Source organism: Steroidobacter cummioxidans, from assembly GCF_003104955.1.
In genome coordinates, this window is sequence record NZ_LSRW01000081.1 from 1 (window position 1) to 17,947 (window position 17,947).

General features: G+C 61.5%; 10 protein-coding genes. 8 read left to right on the forward strand and 2 right to left on the reverse strand.

Annotation, left to right across the window (positions count from 1 at the left end):
- Positions 1-12: 12 nt before the first annotated feature.
- On the forward strand, positions 13-339 hold the full coding sequence (locus D0550_RS28795) for an ATP-grasp domain-containing protein (RefSeq protein WP_422664265.1): 327 nt from the start codon (positions 13-15) through the stop codon (positions 337-339).
- Here D0550_RS28795 and D0550_RS28800 read toward each other — a convergent pair.
- Entirely contained in the window at positions 332-2,452 is a 2,121-nt protein-coding gene (locus D0550_RS28800) for a spermidine synthase (RefSeq protein WP_153067406.1), read from the reverse strand. The genes D0550_RS28795 and D0550_RS28800 overlap by 8 nt on opposite strands.
- 74 nt (positions 2,453-2,526) lie before the next feature.
- Between D0550_RS28800 and D0550_RS28805 the strand changes: the two genes are divergently transcribed.
- Positions 2,527-3,807, forward strand: coding sequence for a PQQ-dependent sugar dehydrogenase (locus D0550_RS28805; protein ID WP_116812650.1), 1,281 nt, complete (start codon positions 2,527-2,529; stop codon positions 3,805-3,807).
- A gap of 57 nt (positions 3,808-3,864) precedes the next feature.
- Here the strand turns inward: D0550_RS28805 and D0550_RS28810 are convergent, their stop codons facing one another.
- Positions 3,865-6,612, reverse strand: a complete 2,748-nt coding sequence (locus D0550_RS28810; protein ID WP_116812651.1) for an exo-rhamnogalacturonan lyase family protein — start codon at positions 6,610-6,612, stop codon at positions 3,865-3,867.
- Between the two features lie 162 nt (positions 6,613-6,774).
- Here D0550_RS28810 and D0550_RS28815 point away from each other — a divergent pair, with 162 nt between their 5' ends.
- The 6 genes from D0550_RS28815 (at position 6,775) to D0550_RS28840 (ending at position 17,918) form a co-directional block, all read left to right on the forward strand.
- A complete protein-coding gene (locus D0550_RS28815) occupies positions 6,775-9,657 on the forward strand; it encodes a TonB-dependent receptor (RefSeq protein WP_161966117.1) in 2,883 nt (960 codons plus the stop codon).
- A 95-nt stretch (positions 9,658-9,752) separates the two neighbouring features.
- On the forward strand, positions 9,753-11,303 hold the full coding sequence (locus D0550_RS28820) for an alpha-N-arabinofuranosidase (protein WP_116812653.1): 1,551 nt from the start codon (positions 9,753-9,755) through the stop codon (positions 11,301-11,303).
- Positions 11,304-11,336: 33 nt separating this feature from the next.
- The gene (locus tag D0550_RS28825; protein ID WP_116812700.1) at positions 11,337-11,630 is read left to right on the forward strand and encodes an L-rhamnose mutarotase; all 294 of its coding nucleotides are present in this window, start codon (positions 11,337-11,339) and stop codon (positions 11,628-11,630) included.
- A gap of 10 nt (positions 11,631-11,640) precedes the next feature.
- Positions 11,641-12,747 (forward strand): beta-galactosidase BglB, encoded by a 1,107-nt coding sequence (gene bglB, locus D0550_RS28830; RefSeq protein ID WP_116812654.1) that lies wholly within the window; start codon positions 11,641-11,643, stop codon positions 12,745-12,747.
- A 5-nt stretch (positions 12,748-12,752) separates the two neighbouring features.
- Complete coding sequence (locus tag D0550_RS28835; RefSeq protein WP_116812655.1) at positions 12,753-14,291, forward strand: MFS transporter; 1,539 nt, start codon at positions 12,753-12,755, stop codon at positions 14,289-14,291.
- A gap of 258 nt (positions 14,292-14,549) precedes the next feature.
- Positions 14,550-17,918 carry a CHAT domain-containing protein gene (locus D0550_RS28840; protein WP_116812656.1) on the forward strand — a complete coding sequence of 1,123 codons (3,369 nt, stop codon included), beginning with the start codon at positions 14,550-14,552 and terminating at the stop codon, positions 17,916-17,918.
- Positions 17,919-17,947 lie beyond the last annotated feature (29 nt).

Genomic DNA, 17,947 nt, shown 5'->3' on the forward strand with positions numbered 1-17,947 from the left:
GCAGCGTCAGATGTGTATAAGCNGCNCNNGGACATGGCCGAGCTGGCGGTGCGCGTCGCGAATGTGCTTGGGCTCGATGTCGCCGGTGTCGATATCCTGCTCGATTCGAACGGTTATCGCATCTGCGAGGCCAACTCCTCGCCTGGCTTCCAGGGGTTGGAGAAGGCCTGCCACATCAGCGTGCCCGACGCGATCTTCAGCGCCATGCGCGATCGACTCGGCTTGCCTACGAGCGTCCGTCGTCGCAGTTCCTGGCAACGTTTGCTGGACTCGCTACGCAACGCCGTGCGTATGGACAGTCGCCCCACCCCTAGTAGCGCAGTGCGCGAGCCTAGTTAGCCTCTGTAGCAGCCTCTGCAGCCCTTACACGCAGCAGCGGCCAGACGCTGCTGTATTGATCGCTCCAGCCGGGGAATGACTCGGCCGCGGTCGCATCGTACGTATTGGAGCCCTGAAATTCAGGGCGCGCCAGCAGCTCCTGATTGGTTGTGACCACGACCCAGATGCTCGTGTCGTAGGTGCCATCGCTGATACTGCGCACCACGCGCGCCGATCGGTGCACATATTCGGCCGATCTGGCGCATACCGGGACCAGGTCGATGAATCGATTCGAGATGTGCACGGCCAGCACGCCATTCGGCTTCAGATGCTTGAAATACAGCTCGAACGCTTCGCGCGTCAGCAGGTGCGTCGGGATGGCGTCGCTGGAGAATGCATCGATGGCCAGCAAATCGAATTGTTGCGGGGGCTGACGCTCCAGCGTCAAGCGAGCATCGCCGAGCAGCACCTCCACATCGCCGGCCTGCCGCGCGGCGGGTAGAAACGTAAAGTACGAGTCGGCGATGTCGACCACGTCCGGATTGATTTCATACAACCGCGCGTAGTCGCCCTTGCGCACATAACCCGACATCACGCCGACCCCCAGACCGACCACGCCCATTCTCACGGGCCCTGCCTCCTGCAAGGCGCTCAAGGCGAGTCCGACGCCCGAATGCTTCGAGAAGTACGAGGATGGTACGCGACGCCACTCTTCGTGCAGATACTGATAACCATGACTGATCGTGCCGTGAATCAAATAGCGACGCGCCAGCTCGAACTCGAGCGGATCGTCCTGCACGCTCAACACGCCGTAGAAGCTTCTCTGCACCAGCACGCTCTGCCGGCGATCCTCCATCTCGGACCTGAACAGTTGGCCCATCAGCGTGAGCACGCCCAAAACCATCACGACGCGAACCAGCATCAGCCTGCGTCGCGAGCCGCGCCGATACCATTGCAACACGACGTACAACTCGGCGATCAGCACCAGCAGCAGCGGCAACTCGACGTACGTGTCGAATACCACGGGCGCAATCAAGCCCACGAACGCGCCACCCAACACGCCGCCCAGGGATATCAGCAAATAGAAGCGCGTGAGGTATGGCCCCGCCGGCCGCCGCATCACCAGCTCGCCATGACAGGCCATGCAGATGACGAACAGGCTCGCGAGATAGGCCGGCACCACGTATTCCATCGGCCAGTTTTCGATGCGCTGGGTGTAAAGCAGCGCCAGGGCGCCGAGCGACAGCACCACCAGCGGGAAGTACCAGGTGGGGTTGTAAATGCGATGATGGCTGAACGCCAGGATGAAGGTGAGCAAATACACCCCCAGCGGCACCACCCACAACAACGGAATCGGAGCGACGTTGGTGCTGAGATTCGCGGAGATCGTAACGAGCAACGCCGACGCACAGCCCGACAACAACAGCCACAATGCCATTCGCGACACAGCCGGCGCAGGCGCTTGCGTCCGGGCGGATTCGTCGACCTCCACCGCTTCGGAAACTGATTGTTTGCTGTTCAAGTATGCGAGGCTCATGCAAAGCACCGCGAACACGACGAACAGCGTGCTCCATCCGAGCGCCAGCGTGCGGGAGGTGAACGCTGGCTCGAGCAATAGCGGAAAGCTCAGCAGCGCCAGCAACGATCCCGCATTCGACCATGCGAACAGCCAATACGGCGGCTCGCTTCCCGTGCGACGCATATACCAGACCTGCAGTAACGGACTGGTCGAGCTCAGCATCACCGCCGGCAGGCCGACGGTCACGGTCAGCAGCAACAAGATCTGGAGTGCGGGATCGCCGGTACCGTCGGGCCGCAAGGCTTCCGACGGCAGGATGGGCATCATCAAACAGGCAATGATCAGCAACGCGCCATGAATCAGACTTTGCCGGCGCGGCGAAATGTGAGTCAGCCAATGGGCGTAGCTATAACCGCCGAGCACGCACGCCTGGAAAAACACCAGAGCTGCGCTCCATACGGCGGAGGTGCCGCCGAACCAAGGCAGAATTATCTTCGCGATCAGCGGTTGCACCAGGAACAACAGGCACGCGCCGACGATCACAGTAACGGCGTATAGCGGTGTCCAGCGTGCCCGGGCCTCGGGCATCGATGCTGCGGATGACTGGGCGCTCATAACTCCTGAGGATAACGCATATACTCCGCAGCATGACTCATCCTCCCCTACAACGAGACATCGCGAGACATCGTATGCACCCGACGTACCAGCACTCGTCGCTGCTGAAGGCGGCCACTCTGTCACTGTTGGCGCTGTGCGCCGCCTGTTCGCGCGAAGCCACGCCGCCCGCAGCCGATGCGAGCACTCCGGCGGCATCCGCAGCCAGTGCGACCCCGGACGCGCCGCTCGAAACACGGGCGCCGAATAGCGAGGACTTCAAACCCGCATTCAGTGGCCAGACGCGCGCGCCCGGCCTCAAGAGCGAATTTCCCCTGGATATTTCGGTGGTCGCGAAAGACCTGAACGGCGCCTGGGCGTTCGAGTTCCTGCCGGATGAGCGCATCCTGGTTACTGAGCGCCAGGGCAACCTGCGCATCGTCGGCAAGGACGGCAAGGTCTCCGCCCCTTTGAAAGGATTGCCGAAGGTTTATTTCGAAGGCCAGGGCGGCCTGCTCGACGTGGCCCTCGATCCGCAGTTCGCGACCAACCGCACGATCTACTGGAGCTATGCCGAGCCGCGCAAAGGCGGCAACGGCACCACGCTCGCCAAAGGCGTGCTGTCGGCAGATGAAACTGCCATCGAGAAGGTCCAAGTGATCTTCCGCCAGATGCCGACGTGGGAATCGAAACTGCACTTCGGCTCACGCATCGTATTCGCGCCCGATGGCAAGCTGTTCCTGGCACTCGGTGAGCGCTCGTTGCCCGAGACGCGCGTGCAGTCGCAGGATCTCAACAGCCACTTCGGCAAGGTCGTGCGCATCAACCCGGACGGCAGCGTGCCCAGCGACAATCCGTTCGTCGGCCGCAGCGATGCCAAGCCGGAGATCTGGTCGTACGGTCATCGCAACATCCAGGCTGCGACCCTCGACTCACAAGGCAAGCTGTGGACCATCGAGCACGGCCCCCGCGGCGGCGATGAGTTGAATCAACCGCAGGCGGGCCTGAACTATGGCTGGCCGGTCATCACCTACGGCATCGAATATGCCGGCCCGAAAATCGGTGCAGGCCTCACCGCGAAGGAAGGCATGGAACAGCCGGTGTACTACTGGGATCCGGTCATCGCTCCGTCCGGCATGATGGTGTACGACGGCAGCATGTTCCCCGAGTGGCAAGGCAACATCTTCGTCGGCGGCATGGCCAGCACCAAGCTCGTCCGCCTGCAGATGCAGGACGGCAAGGTGGTCGGCGAGGAATGGCTGCTACAGGATCGCGGCCGTCGCATCCGCGACGTGAAGCAAGGCCCGGATGGAGCGGTTTACGTTGTGACTGAAGCAGCTGATGGTGAGTTGCTGAGGATTGCGCGTAAGAACTGATCGTCAGTGAGGATCGCGTGCCTTGGCTAGAGGCACGCGATCGCTCATGCAGGCGCGTCAGCTGTCAGCAAGTCCCTCAGCGGCAAACGCCAGGCACTGGATCGCGGCCAAGCCCCATTGCGCCGCTTCGTTGGTCGATACCCACGCTGCCTCATCCACCGCATTCATTACAGCCGGCCCGCTGATTCGTTTTGTTTCGAAGCGCTGTTCCGGCTTGAACCCTGCACGGCCCGCATGGAACTCTTGCCACGCGCGACGAGCCAGCTGCGGATCTCGTTTGATGCTCGCCGCATACGCCGTCAATCGCGAATGCCCCTGCCCCAGGTTGAGCTCACCATAACTCTCGCCCAGCTCCGCCTTCTGCTGTTCCGGCGGCGCGTTGTATAACGTGCAATACTGCACCCACGCTCGCTCGAACTCTGGGATCTTCAGCAGCCCGATCAGTTCCGCACACACTTCCGGCAACCCGAAGGCGGCACTGAGGTGCGAAACATTCAACGCCGTGTCTTTGGAGATATCGAACGCACCCGTGTGCAAGTTCATGCGTCCGCCACCGGTGAAGAACCCTTTCGGCTGCGAACCGATCGTTCGCATGCTCGCGACGAGCCGATCGCGCATCTGGCGTGAGCCCGTTCTCTCCCACTCCGTCAGCCAGGCGCCCGCAATCGAGCCCCAGTCCGTTCCAAAGCCGAGTCGCGCATAGTCGCCATCGGCGGACTCTTGCCGCCGATCCTGCGCCTCTGGCAACTTGCGCTCAGGAACGACAGCTCGCAGCGCGCGAGCCGCCTCTAACTGTTCACGCAGCAGATCGCCAACGCGCTCATCGGCGGTCAGGAAGTAGTAGTAACGGCGATTCAAGGCCGTGCTGATGCGTAGCTGCTTGGCACTGCAGCCCCAGTGCATGACATTGTGCCGCGAGCCCAGTGGCGCAAACTTGCCCAAGTGATGCACATCGACCTCGCCCGTGTGACGCGTCATCGCCTCCGCGAATCGATACACATCGGCGCGCCCGCTCCGTAGAAAATACAGCCAAAGCCAGATATCAGTGGACAGCTCCGAGTTGTCCCACGCATAGCCACCCACGTCGTAGCGCCAGGTGTGACGATCTGCGTCATAGGTATGCATGACATCGCCGTAGTTCCAGAAACCGTACCAGCTGTGCTGCTCGCGCTGCTGTTCGTAGAAATCAAACAACCAGTCCAATTTCTCTTCGATGCGCGCTTGCTTTGCTACGGATCGATCCGGCAGCGAGAAAGTGCCGCCAAACACACCGGCCCGATGCAGAGTCTGCGGCACGGCGACCATCACCGCGGGCGTGCGCACTGCCGCCGCAAGCTGAACGAATCGATCGCGGGTTGGCGTGGCCTCCAGCACCCACAAGCGCATCTCGCTGGTCCGAGCGACACCCACCGGAGTGCCGAAACCGGGCTCGTAGTCCTCGTAAGTGATATCGAGACCCTGGAGCTGTTTCTCGTGCGTGTCCTGCCCCATACCGTCGTGATAGAAGCGCAGGTCCATGGGCGACGCGTCCGGTGCCCACAGCCACATCGTGACTTCAGCCTGCTCGGTGCGCGCGTTACGGATATCCAGCTGCGCCGGATGGCTTTCCCAAAAGTTGCGAATGCCGAAGGCGACGCCGCCGCTCGGGCCACCGAGATAACCCAGTCCGGACGCGCGACGTCCGCGACTGGAATCCAGCCATGCATGCCGGACGCCGGTTCGCTTGCGGATCTGGAACGAATCGGCCGTCGCTTGCAGCAACGTCCAGTCGCCGAACGCTGGAATCAATTCGAGCCCGCCAGCGACCCTGGGGGCGATCGAAGTGACTTCCCGTCCGGCGATCTGCGCCTCGCGTGCCTCGGCGCCGGGATCGCGGCGCAGACCGGTCAGTCCTCGCACTGCTTCACCGAAGACACCGTCGTTCTCGCCAACAAAACGAATATGTCGATTGTGCAGCTCGTCCACGAGAGGAACCGCGAACCGCATGCCGATGCCTCGGATGAAATCCCTCGTTTCAGTACCATCGAACACGAAGGTGTGAATCACGCGCACATCGTCCGCGCCCGCGTAGAAATACAGCCGCAGCGTGAATGGCAACCAACGACGACTCTGCGGGCGTGAATGTAGGCCGGTGATCTTGATCACGGCGCGCAACGGCCCCTCATGCTCGATCTCAGCCGACTCGATCATCGACTCGAACGTTTGCAAGTTGACGGCGGGGTCGGCCTCCTCGAGCGGCATGTCTTGTCGAAGCGCGATCAAGCGGCCTGCTTTGAGCAACTCCTTGGCGCCGCGTCGAATCGAATCGATGCAGATCGCGCCGTGACGAAGCACGCGGCAAGTCATTACACCTGTGTCGATCTCGATCGCTCCGGCGTCCTGCCTGACCTTGAGAGTGGTCGCAGGCGCGGGACCTTTCTGACCTGGTTCGACTGCAAAGGCAGTGCTCGTCGAAGTCACATCCGCCGCCATGGCATGTGCCGTCCACTTCAGCGAGCCGTCCGGCCAATACGCCAGCGGCCAAGTCTGCAATGGCACGCGATTGCCGTCGCGATCACGTAAGGAGAATGCGGTTCGTGGCGAATGTTTGCTGCGCGGCCAGGGCATGCCCCAAGTGACACCCGTCGCGACGTCCGGCACGCGATCATCGAGCCAGTGACACCACACACCCTTCGCAAATGTTTGTTTCGCCGCAGCGGCGGTCGACCCGCGCGTCGTTGTTTGTGAATTGGAAGCACCGCCGAACGCTGCCGATGCCAGCGCGCTCCCCGCGATGAAATGCCGTCTGGAAATCCCCTGCTTCATTCGTCCCCCGTCAGTGTCATGCGCGATCTTGAAGTCTTGCCACGCTCAGTCGCGATTGAAATTGATCGCTATGACCGATATTTTGCGTCGCAAAGACGATTTCTCTGACAAATGATTGCAAATTCGATCAAACTAGAGCAAATATTAGCAACGGACTGGCCAGTGTCGTGCCGAATTGTCACCGGTGTCACTGCCCGCCTGATGACTAAAGAACGGCCGGGCGCGCTCGCAAGCGCGTGCCCGACTCAGAACGTGGACGGATCGGGGGATTTCATGGCGAATATCGATCGATATCGCGGCCAGCGCAGTGCAACGCGCGGGCCGTGGGCATTGGCGACCTCTGTGTTGTTCTTACACGGATGGTCCACACCAGCAATCAGCGCCGAGACCAGCGAGCTCGAAGAAGTCATCGTTACCGGCATTCGCGCCGGCTTGCGCTCCTCGCTCGAGGTCAAGCGCGAGTCGCTCACGGTCGTCGATGCAATTTCTGCCGAAGACATCGGCGATTTCCCGGATAAAAATCTGGGCGAAGCGCTCCAGCGCATCACCGGCGTGCAAATCAGCCGCCAGGACGGCGAAGGTCGAGGCGTCAGTATCCGCGGCGCCGAGCCCGGCCTGAACCGCGTCGAGATCAACGGCGTCACTGCCCTCTCCATGACCGTTGGCGGCGGCCGCGACGTCGACTTTCGCGATCTGCCGGTCGAGTTCGTTTCGCGATTGGAAGTGTTCAAATCGTCCACGCCGGAGATGACCGAAGGCGGCATCGGCGGCACCGTACGCGTCGTTACGCGCCGACCGCTGGACAGCCCGGAGCCCTACCTCGCCGGCTCGACACAAATGGTCTACAGCAACCTGGCCGAGGAGTACGACCCCAAGCTCGCCATCATCGGCAGTCGCACCTTCTTCAACAACACGCTCGGCCTGTTGGGCGCGGCGACTTATGAAGAGCGCCATCTCGATAGTCACAACGCTCGCACCACCGGCTGGCTGCGTCGAGCGCCAGCGGCTTCCGGTGCTGGCGCGACGCCCGGACGCGGCACCGACGTGAATGGCGACGGCACGCTCGATTGGATTCCGGAGATTCCGCGCTACGGACTGGACCGTCGCGAGACCCGCCGGCCCGCCTTCCTCGGCATCGTCGAATGGGCGCCTTCGGACACCATGAAGATCTTCGCCGAGGGCACTTATTCCAAGGCGAAAGAGCAAGTCAGCAGCATGTACATGCAGCTCAGCGCCGCCACCGGATTGATCGACTACGCCAACAGCGTCGTCGGCCCGGACAACACAGTGAGGCACCTGGAGGTGACTTCGTCGGCGCAATTCCCCATCGAGCTGGCCTATCGCAACATCAACGGCTCCCTGGAGCGCGAGCAGTACACTACGGCCTTCGGCGGTGAATGGAACGTGGGGTCGTTCAAGCTCGATGGCCGCGTGACTTACGCCTCGGCCGAAGTGCAGAACGATGAGAAGAACTCGACCGCCACCATCTTCGGTGTGCCCCGCGCGATCGTCGATTACAACAACAGCGCACGCGCGCCGAATTTCACCTTCCCCGGCATCGACACGACCACCGCCGATGGCGTGAACAATCTGTCGGCGGTGTTCAATCCCAGAACCAACACGCAGGAAGAGCGCAGCGCGCAGTTCAACGTCGAATATCAGCCGCAGAGCAACTGGCTGACTTCGATCAAGACCGGCGTGGAGGTGCGCGAGCTGACGATGGACAGCATTCTGTTCCAGCGCACGATTCAGCTGACCAGCCGCTCCGGTATCGCCAGCAGTGGCTCGACTCTCACCGTGCCAGTTGCGCAGTCGGTGATCCAGAACATCGTCAACTCCAACTCCGGTGTCAACGACGTCCGCTTCTTCGCTACCGGTGACCTGGGCTTTGGCGGTGTGCGCTATTGGAACGACAACAACGACGCCACCTACAACGCAACCATCGCGGCCAGCGGCCTCGGCGACATCGCCCCGTATGCGTTCAATCCGAACATCGAGACCAACAACAGCTTCCAGAATTTCCTGGATACCTGGCAAGTCGAGGAAAAGACCAACGCCGGCTACGTGCAAGGCTCGTTCAAGTTTGCCGAGCTCGCCATCCCCATCAGCGGCACGCTGGGGGTGCGCTATGTGGATACCGAGACGATGTCTTCAGGATACAACCGCATCAGACTCGGCCCCGGCAATGTCCAATTCCCTCGTGCCGAGCGCAACGGTGGCTACAGCAAATGGCTGCCCTCGCTGAATCTGCGCTTCGATCTGCGAGATGACCTCGTCGGGCGCATGACGGCAGGCAAGGTGCTCGCCCGCCCCAACCCGAGCCAGCTGGCATTTCGCCGCTCGCTGGACAACGTCGGTCTCACCGGCTCTCGCGGCAATCCAGCGCTGAAGCCGTATGAAGCGCTTCAATATGACCTCGGCCTGGAGTGGTACTTCTCGCAGGACGGGTTCGTATCCGCGACCGCGTTTCGCAAGGAGATCTCCGAGTTCGTCATCAACACGTCGGTGATGGAGGTAGGCGACGACGGCAGCGGCAACCTATATACGGTGGCCGTCCCGATCAACGGCGACGATGCAGTGACCATCAATGGCATCGAAGCCGGCGCTCAATATGCGTTCGACTTCCTGCCGCAGCCCTTCAACGGCTTCGGCGCGCTCGCCAACGTGACCTATCAGAAGGACGAAGGCTTCAAAGGCAAGAGTCTCATCACTGGCGAAGCGCTGCCCTTCCCGGGCCTGTCCCGGCTCAGTTACAACTACTCTCTGTACTTTGAAAACGAGCGCTTCAGTGCGCGTGCGTCGTACAACTGGCGTGAGAAGTGGCTGATCACTCCCTCGGGTCGCGGCGCCCTGCCGGAGTTCAACGAGAGCTTCGGCTCTCTGGACGCGTCCGTGAGCTACAACATTCTGCCCGGATTTACCGTGTTCCTGGAGGCGATCAATCTGCTCGATGAGCAGCGCATCGAGCACAACACGCCATTGCGTCGAATCGCGAACGAGACTTACGGATCGCGCTACTTCCTCGGAGTGCGTGCGCGATTGTGAGTGCGGGTCGAGGCGGCGTGTGGCATGACAGCCCCCTTTCATCGCTGCACGCCGCCTTGCAACCCCATCCCGAGAATTCATATTGAAGAACAAACATGACTAAACGCTCGTTGGCCTTGCTGCTGCTGTCGTTCGTTTCCTGGACCGCCGCGTCGGCGGAGCCGCTTCGAGCCAGTGTGACGGTGCGCACCGACCAGCCCGGCAGCGTGATCGATCCGGGCATCTACGGTCAGTTCGCGGAGCACCTTGGCAGCGGCATCTACGAGGGAATCTGGGTGGGCGAGAACTCGCCCATTGCCAACACTCGCGGCCTGCGAAACGATGTCGTCGCGGCACTCAAAGAGCTGGGCGTCCCGGTCCTACGCTGGCCCGGCGGGTGCTTCGCCGATGAATATCACTGGCGCGACGGCATCGGCCCGCGCGACCAGCGACCGACGCGCATCAATACGACCTGGGGCGGCGTCGTCGACGACAACGCGTTCGGCACTCACGAGTTCATGGACTTCGCCGAGCTGATCGGCGCCGAGGTCTATGTGAATGGCAACGTCGGCACCGGCTCGGCGCGAGAAATGGCCGAATGGGTCGAGTACATGACCGCCGATAACAATTCCACGCTGGCGCAGCTGAGGCGTGCCAACGGTCGCGACAAGCCCTGGCGATTGCATTACTTCGCGGTCGGCAACGAGACATGGGGCTGCGGCGGCAACATGCGGCCAGAGTTCTACGCAGATCTGTACCGCCAGTACGCGACGTTCATCAAAACGCCGCGCGACAACCGACCTCAGCACATCGCCAGCGGCGCAAATGGCAGCAACACGGAATGGACCGAGGTGCTGATGCGTGAAGCGGGCAAAAACATGGATGCCATCAGCGTGCACTACTACACCCTGCCCCGTGGCGCATGGAAGGAGAAAGGCGCGGCCACGGGCTTCCCCGAAGCCGAATGGATCTCGACGTTCAAGCGCACCTTGCGAATGGATGAGATCCTGACCAATCACGGCAAGATCATGGATCGCTACGATCCGGAAAAGCGCGTCTCGCTGCTGGTCGATGAATGGGGCACCTGGTATGACGTCGAGCCAGGCACCAACGAGGGCTTTCTGTATCAGCAGAACAGCCTGCGCGATGCCCTGGTCGCGGCGGTCAACTTCAATATCTTTCATCGTCACGCCGACCGGGTGCGCATGACGAACATCGCGCAGATGGTGAACGTGCTGCAAGCCATGATCCTCACCGACGGACCGAAGATGGTGAAGACGCCGACGTATCACGCGTTCGCCATGTACAAGCCCTTCCGAGGTGCCACGCATGTTCCGGTGGAAATATCGACGGCCGACTACCAGCTCGGCTCTGAGAGCGTTCCGGCTGTGCATGCCACAGCCGCGCGAGACAAAACCGGTGCCCTGCATATCGCGCTCGCGAATCTGGATCCACAGCGCGCCGCTTCGGTCGAGCTGCGCATGCCGAACCAGGTTTTCAAGGCGCTACAAGGGCAGATCCTGACTGCATCGAAAACCGATGCGATCAATACATTCAATGCGCCCGACACCGTACGCCCCGCCGCGTTCACAGTGCCCAAGGCTCGGGGCGAGCGCTTGCAGATCGAGGTCCCTGCGAAGTCACTGCTCGTATTGAGCCAGAGGTAGGCCGTGAGCACTTCCAATACGATTGCCTTTCGTATGCAGCTGAAGCCTGGCAGAGTGGATGAATACCGGCGCCGCCACGACGAGCTGTGGCCGGAGCTGGTCCAGACGCTGCACGAAGCGGGGATCTACGACTATTCCATCTTTCTCGACCCCGCGACGTTGCAACTGTTCGCCGTGCTCAAGTTGCGCCCCGGCCATCGCCGTGATGAGCTGCCCGACCATCCGGTCATGAAGCGCTGGTGGCTGTACATGGCGGAGCTGATGGAGACCGAGCCCGATCTGCGACCGCGCGAATGGCCGCTGGTGCCCATGTTTCATCTGGAGTGAAGGAAGTTTCATGCCCGTACAGCTTCGCGATTACGACACGGCACGCATCCATCGCACCGTCCAGCTGCTGATTTCCAATCTGGTCGATCTGAAAGATTCCTCCGGCGAGTTCCTGCTGCGGCTCGATGACGGCCGCGTCATCGACACCAAGGGCTGGAACGATTGGGAGTGGACCCACGGCATCGGGCTGTACGGCATTCAGCAGTATTTCCAGCTCACCGGCGAGCCGCGGTGTCTGCAAATCATCAAGGACTGGTTCCGCGATCGCTTCGCCGCGGGCACGCCGACCAAGAACGTCAACACCATGGCGCCGTTCCTCACGCTGGCGAACCTTTACGAGCAGTATCGCGATCCGACCTACGTGCCCTATCTGGATACCTGGGCCGAGTGGGTCATGCACGACATGCCTCGCACGGAAGAGGACGGACTGCAACACATCGTCTTCAATTCAGAGAATCCGCAGCAGCTGTGGGATGACACGCTGATGATGTGCGTACTGCCGCTGGCGCGCATCGGACAGGTCTTGGGACGGCCGCAGTATCTCGAAGAGGCGCGCCGGCAGTTCCTGCTCCATGTCAAATACCTGCACGACCGCCGCACCGGCCTGTGGTTTCACGGCTGGACGTTCGACGGTCGGCACAACTTCGCCGAGGCGCTGTGGGCGCGCGGCAATTGCTGGGTGACCATCGCGATTCCCGAGTTCATCGAGATGCTGAACCTGCAGCCGGGCGATGCACTGCGTGAATTCCTGATCGACACGCTGAAAGCGCAAGTCTGGACGCTGCAGAACCATCAGGACGCCAGCGGCCTGTGGCATACGCTGATCGACGACCCGTCATCGTACCTGGAAGCCTCCGCAACGGCCGGCTTCGCCTACGGTATTCTCAAAGCCGTTCGCCGCCGCTATCTGCCGGAGAAATATCTGGATATCGCTCTGCGTGCGGTTCGAGGTGTGCTCGAGAACATCAGCGACACGGGCGAGCTGCGCAATGTGTCTTTCGGCACTGCCATGGGCTCGGACCTGGACTTCTATCGCAACATCCCGCTGACGCCCATGCCGTACGGCCAGGCCATGGCCATGCTGTGCCTGGGTGAATTCCTGCGCACCCGCATCTGACCGTCATGGCCACTCGCACGGTCCGATTCGGCCACTACCTCGCGTACGGAAGCAATGACTTCCTCGGCGCCGGGGCGATGTCGGTCATCAGTGGCTGGATCCTGTTCTTCTATACGACCTTCTGTGGTCTCACCGCCGTGCAAGCCGCCGCGATCTTCGCGATCGCGCGGCTGTTCGACGCTGTGGCCAGTCCGCTGATCGGCTACATCTCCGATCATTTCCATCGCACCGCCCTCGGCCGTCGCTTCGGCCGTCGGCGGTTCTTCATTCTGTTGGCCGTGCCGCTGCTGCCGAGCTTTGCGCTCATGTGGATCGACGGCATGAACTTCTGGTACTACCTCATCACGTACGTGTTCTTCGAGGTCGTGTACGCGATGGAGCTGATTCCATACGAAACACTGGCCGCGGAGATGTCGCCGGACTACAAGGTCAAGGCGAAGTTTGCCGGCGCCCGCATTCTGTGCGGTCAGGTAGCCGCCATCCTGGCGGGCGTGCTGCCCGGCCGCATCATCGAAGCGTTCGGCAAAAGCTCGGCCGAAACGTTCTTTTATCTGGGCGTGATCTTCTCGGTGATCTTCATGCTGGTCGCCCTGGCCGTCTTCACGTTCACCTGGGAGCGGCCGCGCGAAGAGATCGAGAGCATCGCCGTCCACCAAGCCGATCGATCGCCGTTACGGCGTTTGACTCAGCTGTACTCCGACTTGATTGCGACATTGCGAATTCGAGCATTCAGGCTGCACCTCGGCATGTACCTGGGCGGTTACATCAGCCAGGACATCTTCAACGCCGTGTTCACCTACTTCGTCGTGTTCGCGCTCGGCAGCAGTGTCGTCACTGCGTCGAATCTGATGGGCACGATGGCCTTCGCGCAGCTGCTCGCCGTCGCCATCTTCATTCCGATGTGCCTGCGCCTGCATCCGGCACCCTCCTATCGGATTGCCGTGACCTTGTACGCCACTGCCGTGCTGGGATTCGTCGCGCTCTATCAAATGCACCCGGTGCCCGCCTGGTGGGTCTACGCACCCGTGCTGCTGGCGGGCTTGGGCCGCGGCGGACTCAACTACATTCCGTGGAACACATATAACTATATGGCGGACGTCGATGAGATCGTCACCGGCCGGCGCCGTGAAGGCGCGTTCGCGGGCGTCATGACGTTCATTCGCAAGACGTCTCAGGCCGCCGCAGTCATGGGCGTCGGCTTCCTGTTGCAGGCCGGCGGCTTTATTTCCGGAAACACCAGCCAATCCGCCTCAGCCGTGCAAACGATCGTGCTGGTGCTGGCACTGGGCACCCTGACCCTGCTCGCGTTCGGCTGGATCGTCTCGCTGCGTTTCCACCTCGATCGCGACACGCATGCGGTGTTGATGCGGGAGATTCAGCGCTTCAAGGAACAGCCCGATCCAACGCCCGATCCGGAGCATCGGCGGATCGTTGAGGATTTGACGGGATGGCAGTACGAGGAGCTGTGGGGCAAGCAACGCGTGCCTGGCAAGTTGGCCCAACCCACCCCATCCGCAGGTCCCGACCCCACAACCAGCACTTGAGCGTCCGCATCCTTCATAGGAAACGAGCGGATCTAACCCGCCATCCCGACGGGCGGTGCACAGTGACAGCGCGCCGCCCGTCAATCTAAACTCTCCGGCAGCGGGAACAAACTGCGATCCTCAGATCGCGCTGCACGGCAGCACCTCAGGGATGCTGACTTACAACTATCTCATCTCCCCTGTGCTCCACGCACCAGCTCGCGTGCGCACCTTCGACCTGTCTCGTTTTTCTATCAACGCCTGGCGTGAGGACGAATCATGATCGACGAACGCGCGTTTATATCCAAAGTCGAAAGCGCAGACGTTGAAGAGTTCGCACGAATTCTGGCGCGCCCCAACCTCGAAGAGGAACGCGCGCTGCGCGCACACTTGGGCGATGAGCGATATGGCCGCCTGCATGCCACCGCGCTTCGCCAAACTGCGCGCCGCGGCACACGCAGCCCGAAAGGCAATGTAGTGGTGATCCATGGAATCATGGGCGGTGAGCTCACGTCGCACAAAGGCGGCGACACCGATCACATCTGGGCCAAGGTCATCGCACTCATGGGCGGCAAAGCGACGCGCCTGCGCTTGAGCGAAGACGGCCGATCGGATGCCGATCCGCAGTATCAGGTGCAAGCCTCCGGGATCCTGAAGCGCTCGTATGGCGAGCTACTGCTCGAGCTGGCGGATCAATGGAACGTGCGTGCGTTCTGGTACGACTGGCGCAAGGATCTCACGCTCGCGGCGGCGGATCTCGATGCCAGGATTCGCTCCTGGTTCGGCGCCGATACACCAGTTCATATCGTCGCGCATTCGATGGGCGGATTGGTCGCACGCACTTTCATTCGTGACTACCCAAAGCGCTGGCAGAAGATGGGTCGCCTGATCATGCTGGGCACACCGAACCACGGCTCATTCGCGATTCCGCAAGTCATCACGGGCCTGGAAGGAATGGTGAGGAAGCTGGCGCTGCTCGATCTGAAGCACCGGCTGGACGAGTTGCTGCCCGTGTTCAACTCGTTCGTCGGCTCGTATCAGATGCTCCCCTCGCCGCTCGTCATGTCGGAGATCCAGTGGCTCTACAAGTCGGCCGCTTACGCGCCGCTCGCGGTTCCGCAAGCACATCTGGATACCGCTTTGAAACATCATGAGTCGCTCGCGAAGATCGTCGACACGCAGCGCATGATCTACATCGCGGGTTGCGATCAATTGACCTTCTGTGGCTTGAAGAAAAAGCAGCCTGCCGCCGAGGATGCTTACCTGGTAACGATGGATGGCGATGGCCGCGTGCCCCATCAATTGGGAGAGCTTCGCGGTGTCACGACTTACTACATCAAGGAAGGCCATGGCGATCTGCCCGGCAATGACAAGGTCATCGCCGCCACCGCCGAGCTCCTGCTGTCCGGTGAGACGCAGCTGCTTCCGGAGCAGAAGCCAATCACTCGCGCGCAGCGCTCGCAAAGCGAGCTCGCACAGGAAATCTGGAGCAATCAGAAGAAAGATATCGAACAGTTTCGCGCCTTGGCGGAAACCACGCGTTCGCGCGCTTCGACTGCGGCAGCCACCAGCGAGGTCGATCCGGGCGAACGTGAGCTCGAAGAAAATCTCACCCGTGCGTTCCTCCCCACGCAGCCGCAACGTTCCGACTTCGAAACATTGACGTTTGCGCCGCCGACGATCGAGATTGCACTCGTGGAAGGCAGTATCGCTGACAACACATTCCCGGCGGCCGGCCTGCCTGTCGATGCAATCTCCGTGGGGCACTACATCGGGGTACGGCCCCAGAATGCGGAACGCGCGCTGGACGCGGCAATTTCAAGCGCACTCGGCAACTCCCGCGGCAACGGTCAGCGTAAAGATGGCCTGATCTCCGAATACACCGATCGTGGCGTGCTGCGCGGTGAGCTCGGCCAGCCGTTCTTCATCGACGATCCGCGCGCCCGAGGCCAGCGCGTCGTCGTTCTTGCCGGGATGGGTTTACCTGGTCGCTTCGGCACTCCCGAGTTGGCTGTCCTGGTCCGGGAGCTGTGCTGGTCGCTTGCCCGGATGGGCAAGAGGCATCTTGCGACCGTTCTCATTGGCAGCGGCACGGGCAACATTTCGGTGGCCGATGCGGTGCGCGCATGGTTGCGAGGCATTGCCGCGGCGTTCTCCGGCATGGACCAGCCCCACCAGCAGACGCTTCGGCGAGTGACCTTCGTCGAGATCGATCCCAGGCGGTTGATCGAGATCAATGCCACGCTTGCGCACCTGGAGAAATCGCCCGCGCCATACCTCAATGTGAAGTACGGCAAGCTCAGCCAGGCTGCCATCACCCGCTTGTTGCGGTCGGTCGAGATCAAACTGAAAGAGCGCGCTCGCACCGAGTGGCAAGAATGGAAAATAAAGGCGCAGGGTCAACGACAGAGCAGCGAAGTGCCCACTCGCATGACCGTGGAACGCGATCGAGATGGGTACAGGTTCGGGGCCGTCTCCGAGATCGCCTCCGTGCCGGAGCGGACGACTGTGCTCGACGATACGCTGCTGAGACAGGCCAACGATCAGCTCGCTGCGAGCACCAGCTGGGAAAGACAGCGTGAGGCAGGCGATCTGCTCGGCCGCTTGTTGTTTCCGGCAGATCTCAAGTCCCACTTGAGTGGAGACGCACCGGTTGTGATGACCATGGACAGCGCAACCGCGCGCGTACATTGGGAAATGATCGCGCACAAAGAACACTCGCGCGCCACACAGGGCAACGGTGCCAACGGGATGGTCGATGAATTTCTAGGAACGACCCGCGGCTTCACACGCCAACTCCGCTCGACGTTTGCGCCCCCGCCTGAGCCGCCACCGCCGGCACGCCGCATACTGCGCGTTCTCATCGTAGCCGATCCCGCAGCGGACGCACCGCTTCCCGGCGCGCAGCAAGAGGGTGCGACGCTCGCCGATCTATTCCGCAGCTTCAACACCGTGCATGGCTCACGCACGGAAAGCCGCATCGAAGTAAAAACATTGTTGGGCCCGACTGAAGCGACGCGCTTCAACGTGCTACAGGAGCTGGTGCTGCGGCCATATGACGTGCTGCATTTCGCGGGACACTGCGCGTTCGATGCCAACAAGCCGCGCGACTCGGGCTGGATCTTCTCAAAAGAAGAGCGCCTGGCCGCCAATGAGCTGAACCGGATCGATCGCGTTCCAAATTTTGTGTTCTCGAACGCGTGCGAGTCGGGCATCACCGATGGCCGCATCACGCGACGGCCGGCACGATCCGCAGCGCTCGCCCCGAGCTTTGCAGAAGCATTCTTCGCAAAAGGCGTGGCGAACTTCGTTTGCACCGCCTGGCGCATCGACGACATCGCCGCGGGCGAGTTCGCGCTGACACTCTATTCGTGCCTGCTGGGCTTGAGCGTGGACTCGAACAATCCGCGCAAATTCACCGCAACCGACGCGATGTATCTCCACGAAGCGATGCGCGATGCACGTCGCCAGATCGCCGAGAGAGACTACGGCGTCAAGACCTGGGGCGCGTACCAACACTACGGCAACCCGTACTTCCGCTTCTTTGATGGGAGCACGTTTTCGGCGCAGCCAGACAAGCCGGCGGGCACCTCCGCAAAGAGGCGGTCACGCCGGGGCAAGAAGCAAAGCCCTAAGAGGAAAAGGTAGCATCGGTTCAGCAGCTATCTGTAAGCAAA

Excerpts from the sequence above, each read along its gene's own strand:
- D0550_RS28825 (WP_116812700.1), top strand. The coding sequence starts at position 11,337 with ATGCAGCTGAAGCCTGGCAGAGTGGATGAATACCGGCGCCGCCACGAC.
- D0550_RS28835 (WP_116812655.1), top strand. The coding sequence starts at position 12,753 with ATGGCCACTCGCACGGTCCGATTCGGCCACTACCTCGCGTACGGAAGC.
- D0550_RS28805 (WP_116812650.1), top strand. The coding sequence starts at position 2,527 with ATGCACCCGACGTACCAGCACTCGTCGCTGCTGAAGGCGGCCACTCTG.
- D0550_RS28820 (WP_116812653.1), top strand. The coding sequence starts at position 9,753 with ATGACTAAACGCTCGTTGGCCTTGCTGCTGCTGTCGTTCGTTTCCTGG.
- D0550_RS28840 (WP_116812656.1), top strand. The coding sequence starts at position 14,550 with ATGATCGACGAACGCGCGTTTATATCCAAAGTCGAAAGCGCAGACGTT.
- bglB (WP_116812654.1), top strand. The coding sequence starts at position 11,641 with ATGCCCGTACAGCTTCGCGATTACGACACGGCACGCATCCATCGCACC.
- D0550_RS28800 (WP_153067406.1), bottom strand. The coding sequence starts at position 2,452 with ATGAGCGCCCAGTCATCCGCAGCATCGATGCCCGAGGCCCGGGCACGC.
- D0550_RS28810 (WP_116812651.1), bottom strand. The coding sequence starts at position 6,612 with ATGAAGCAGGGGATTTCCAGACGGCATTTCATCGCGGGGAGCGCGCTG.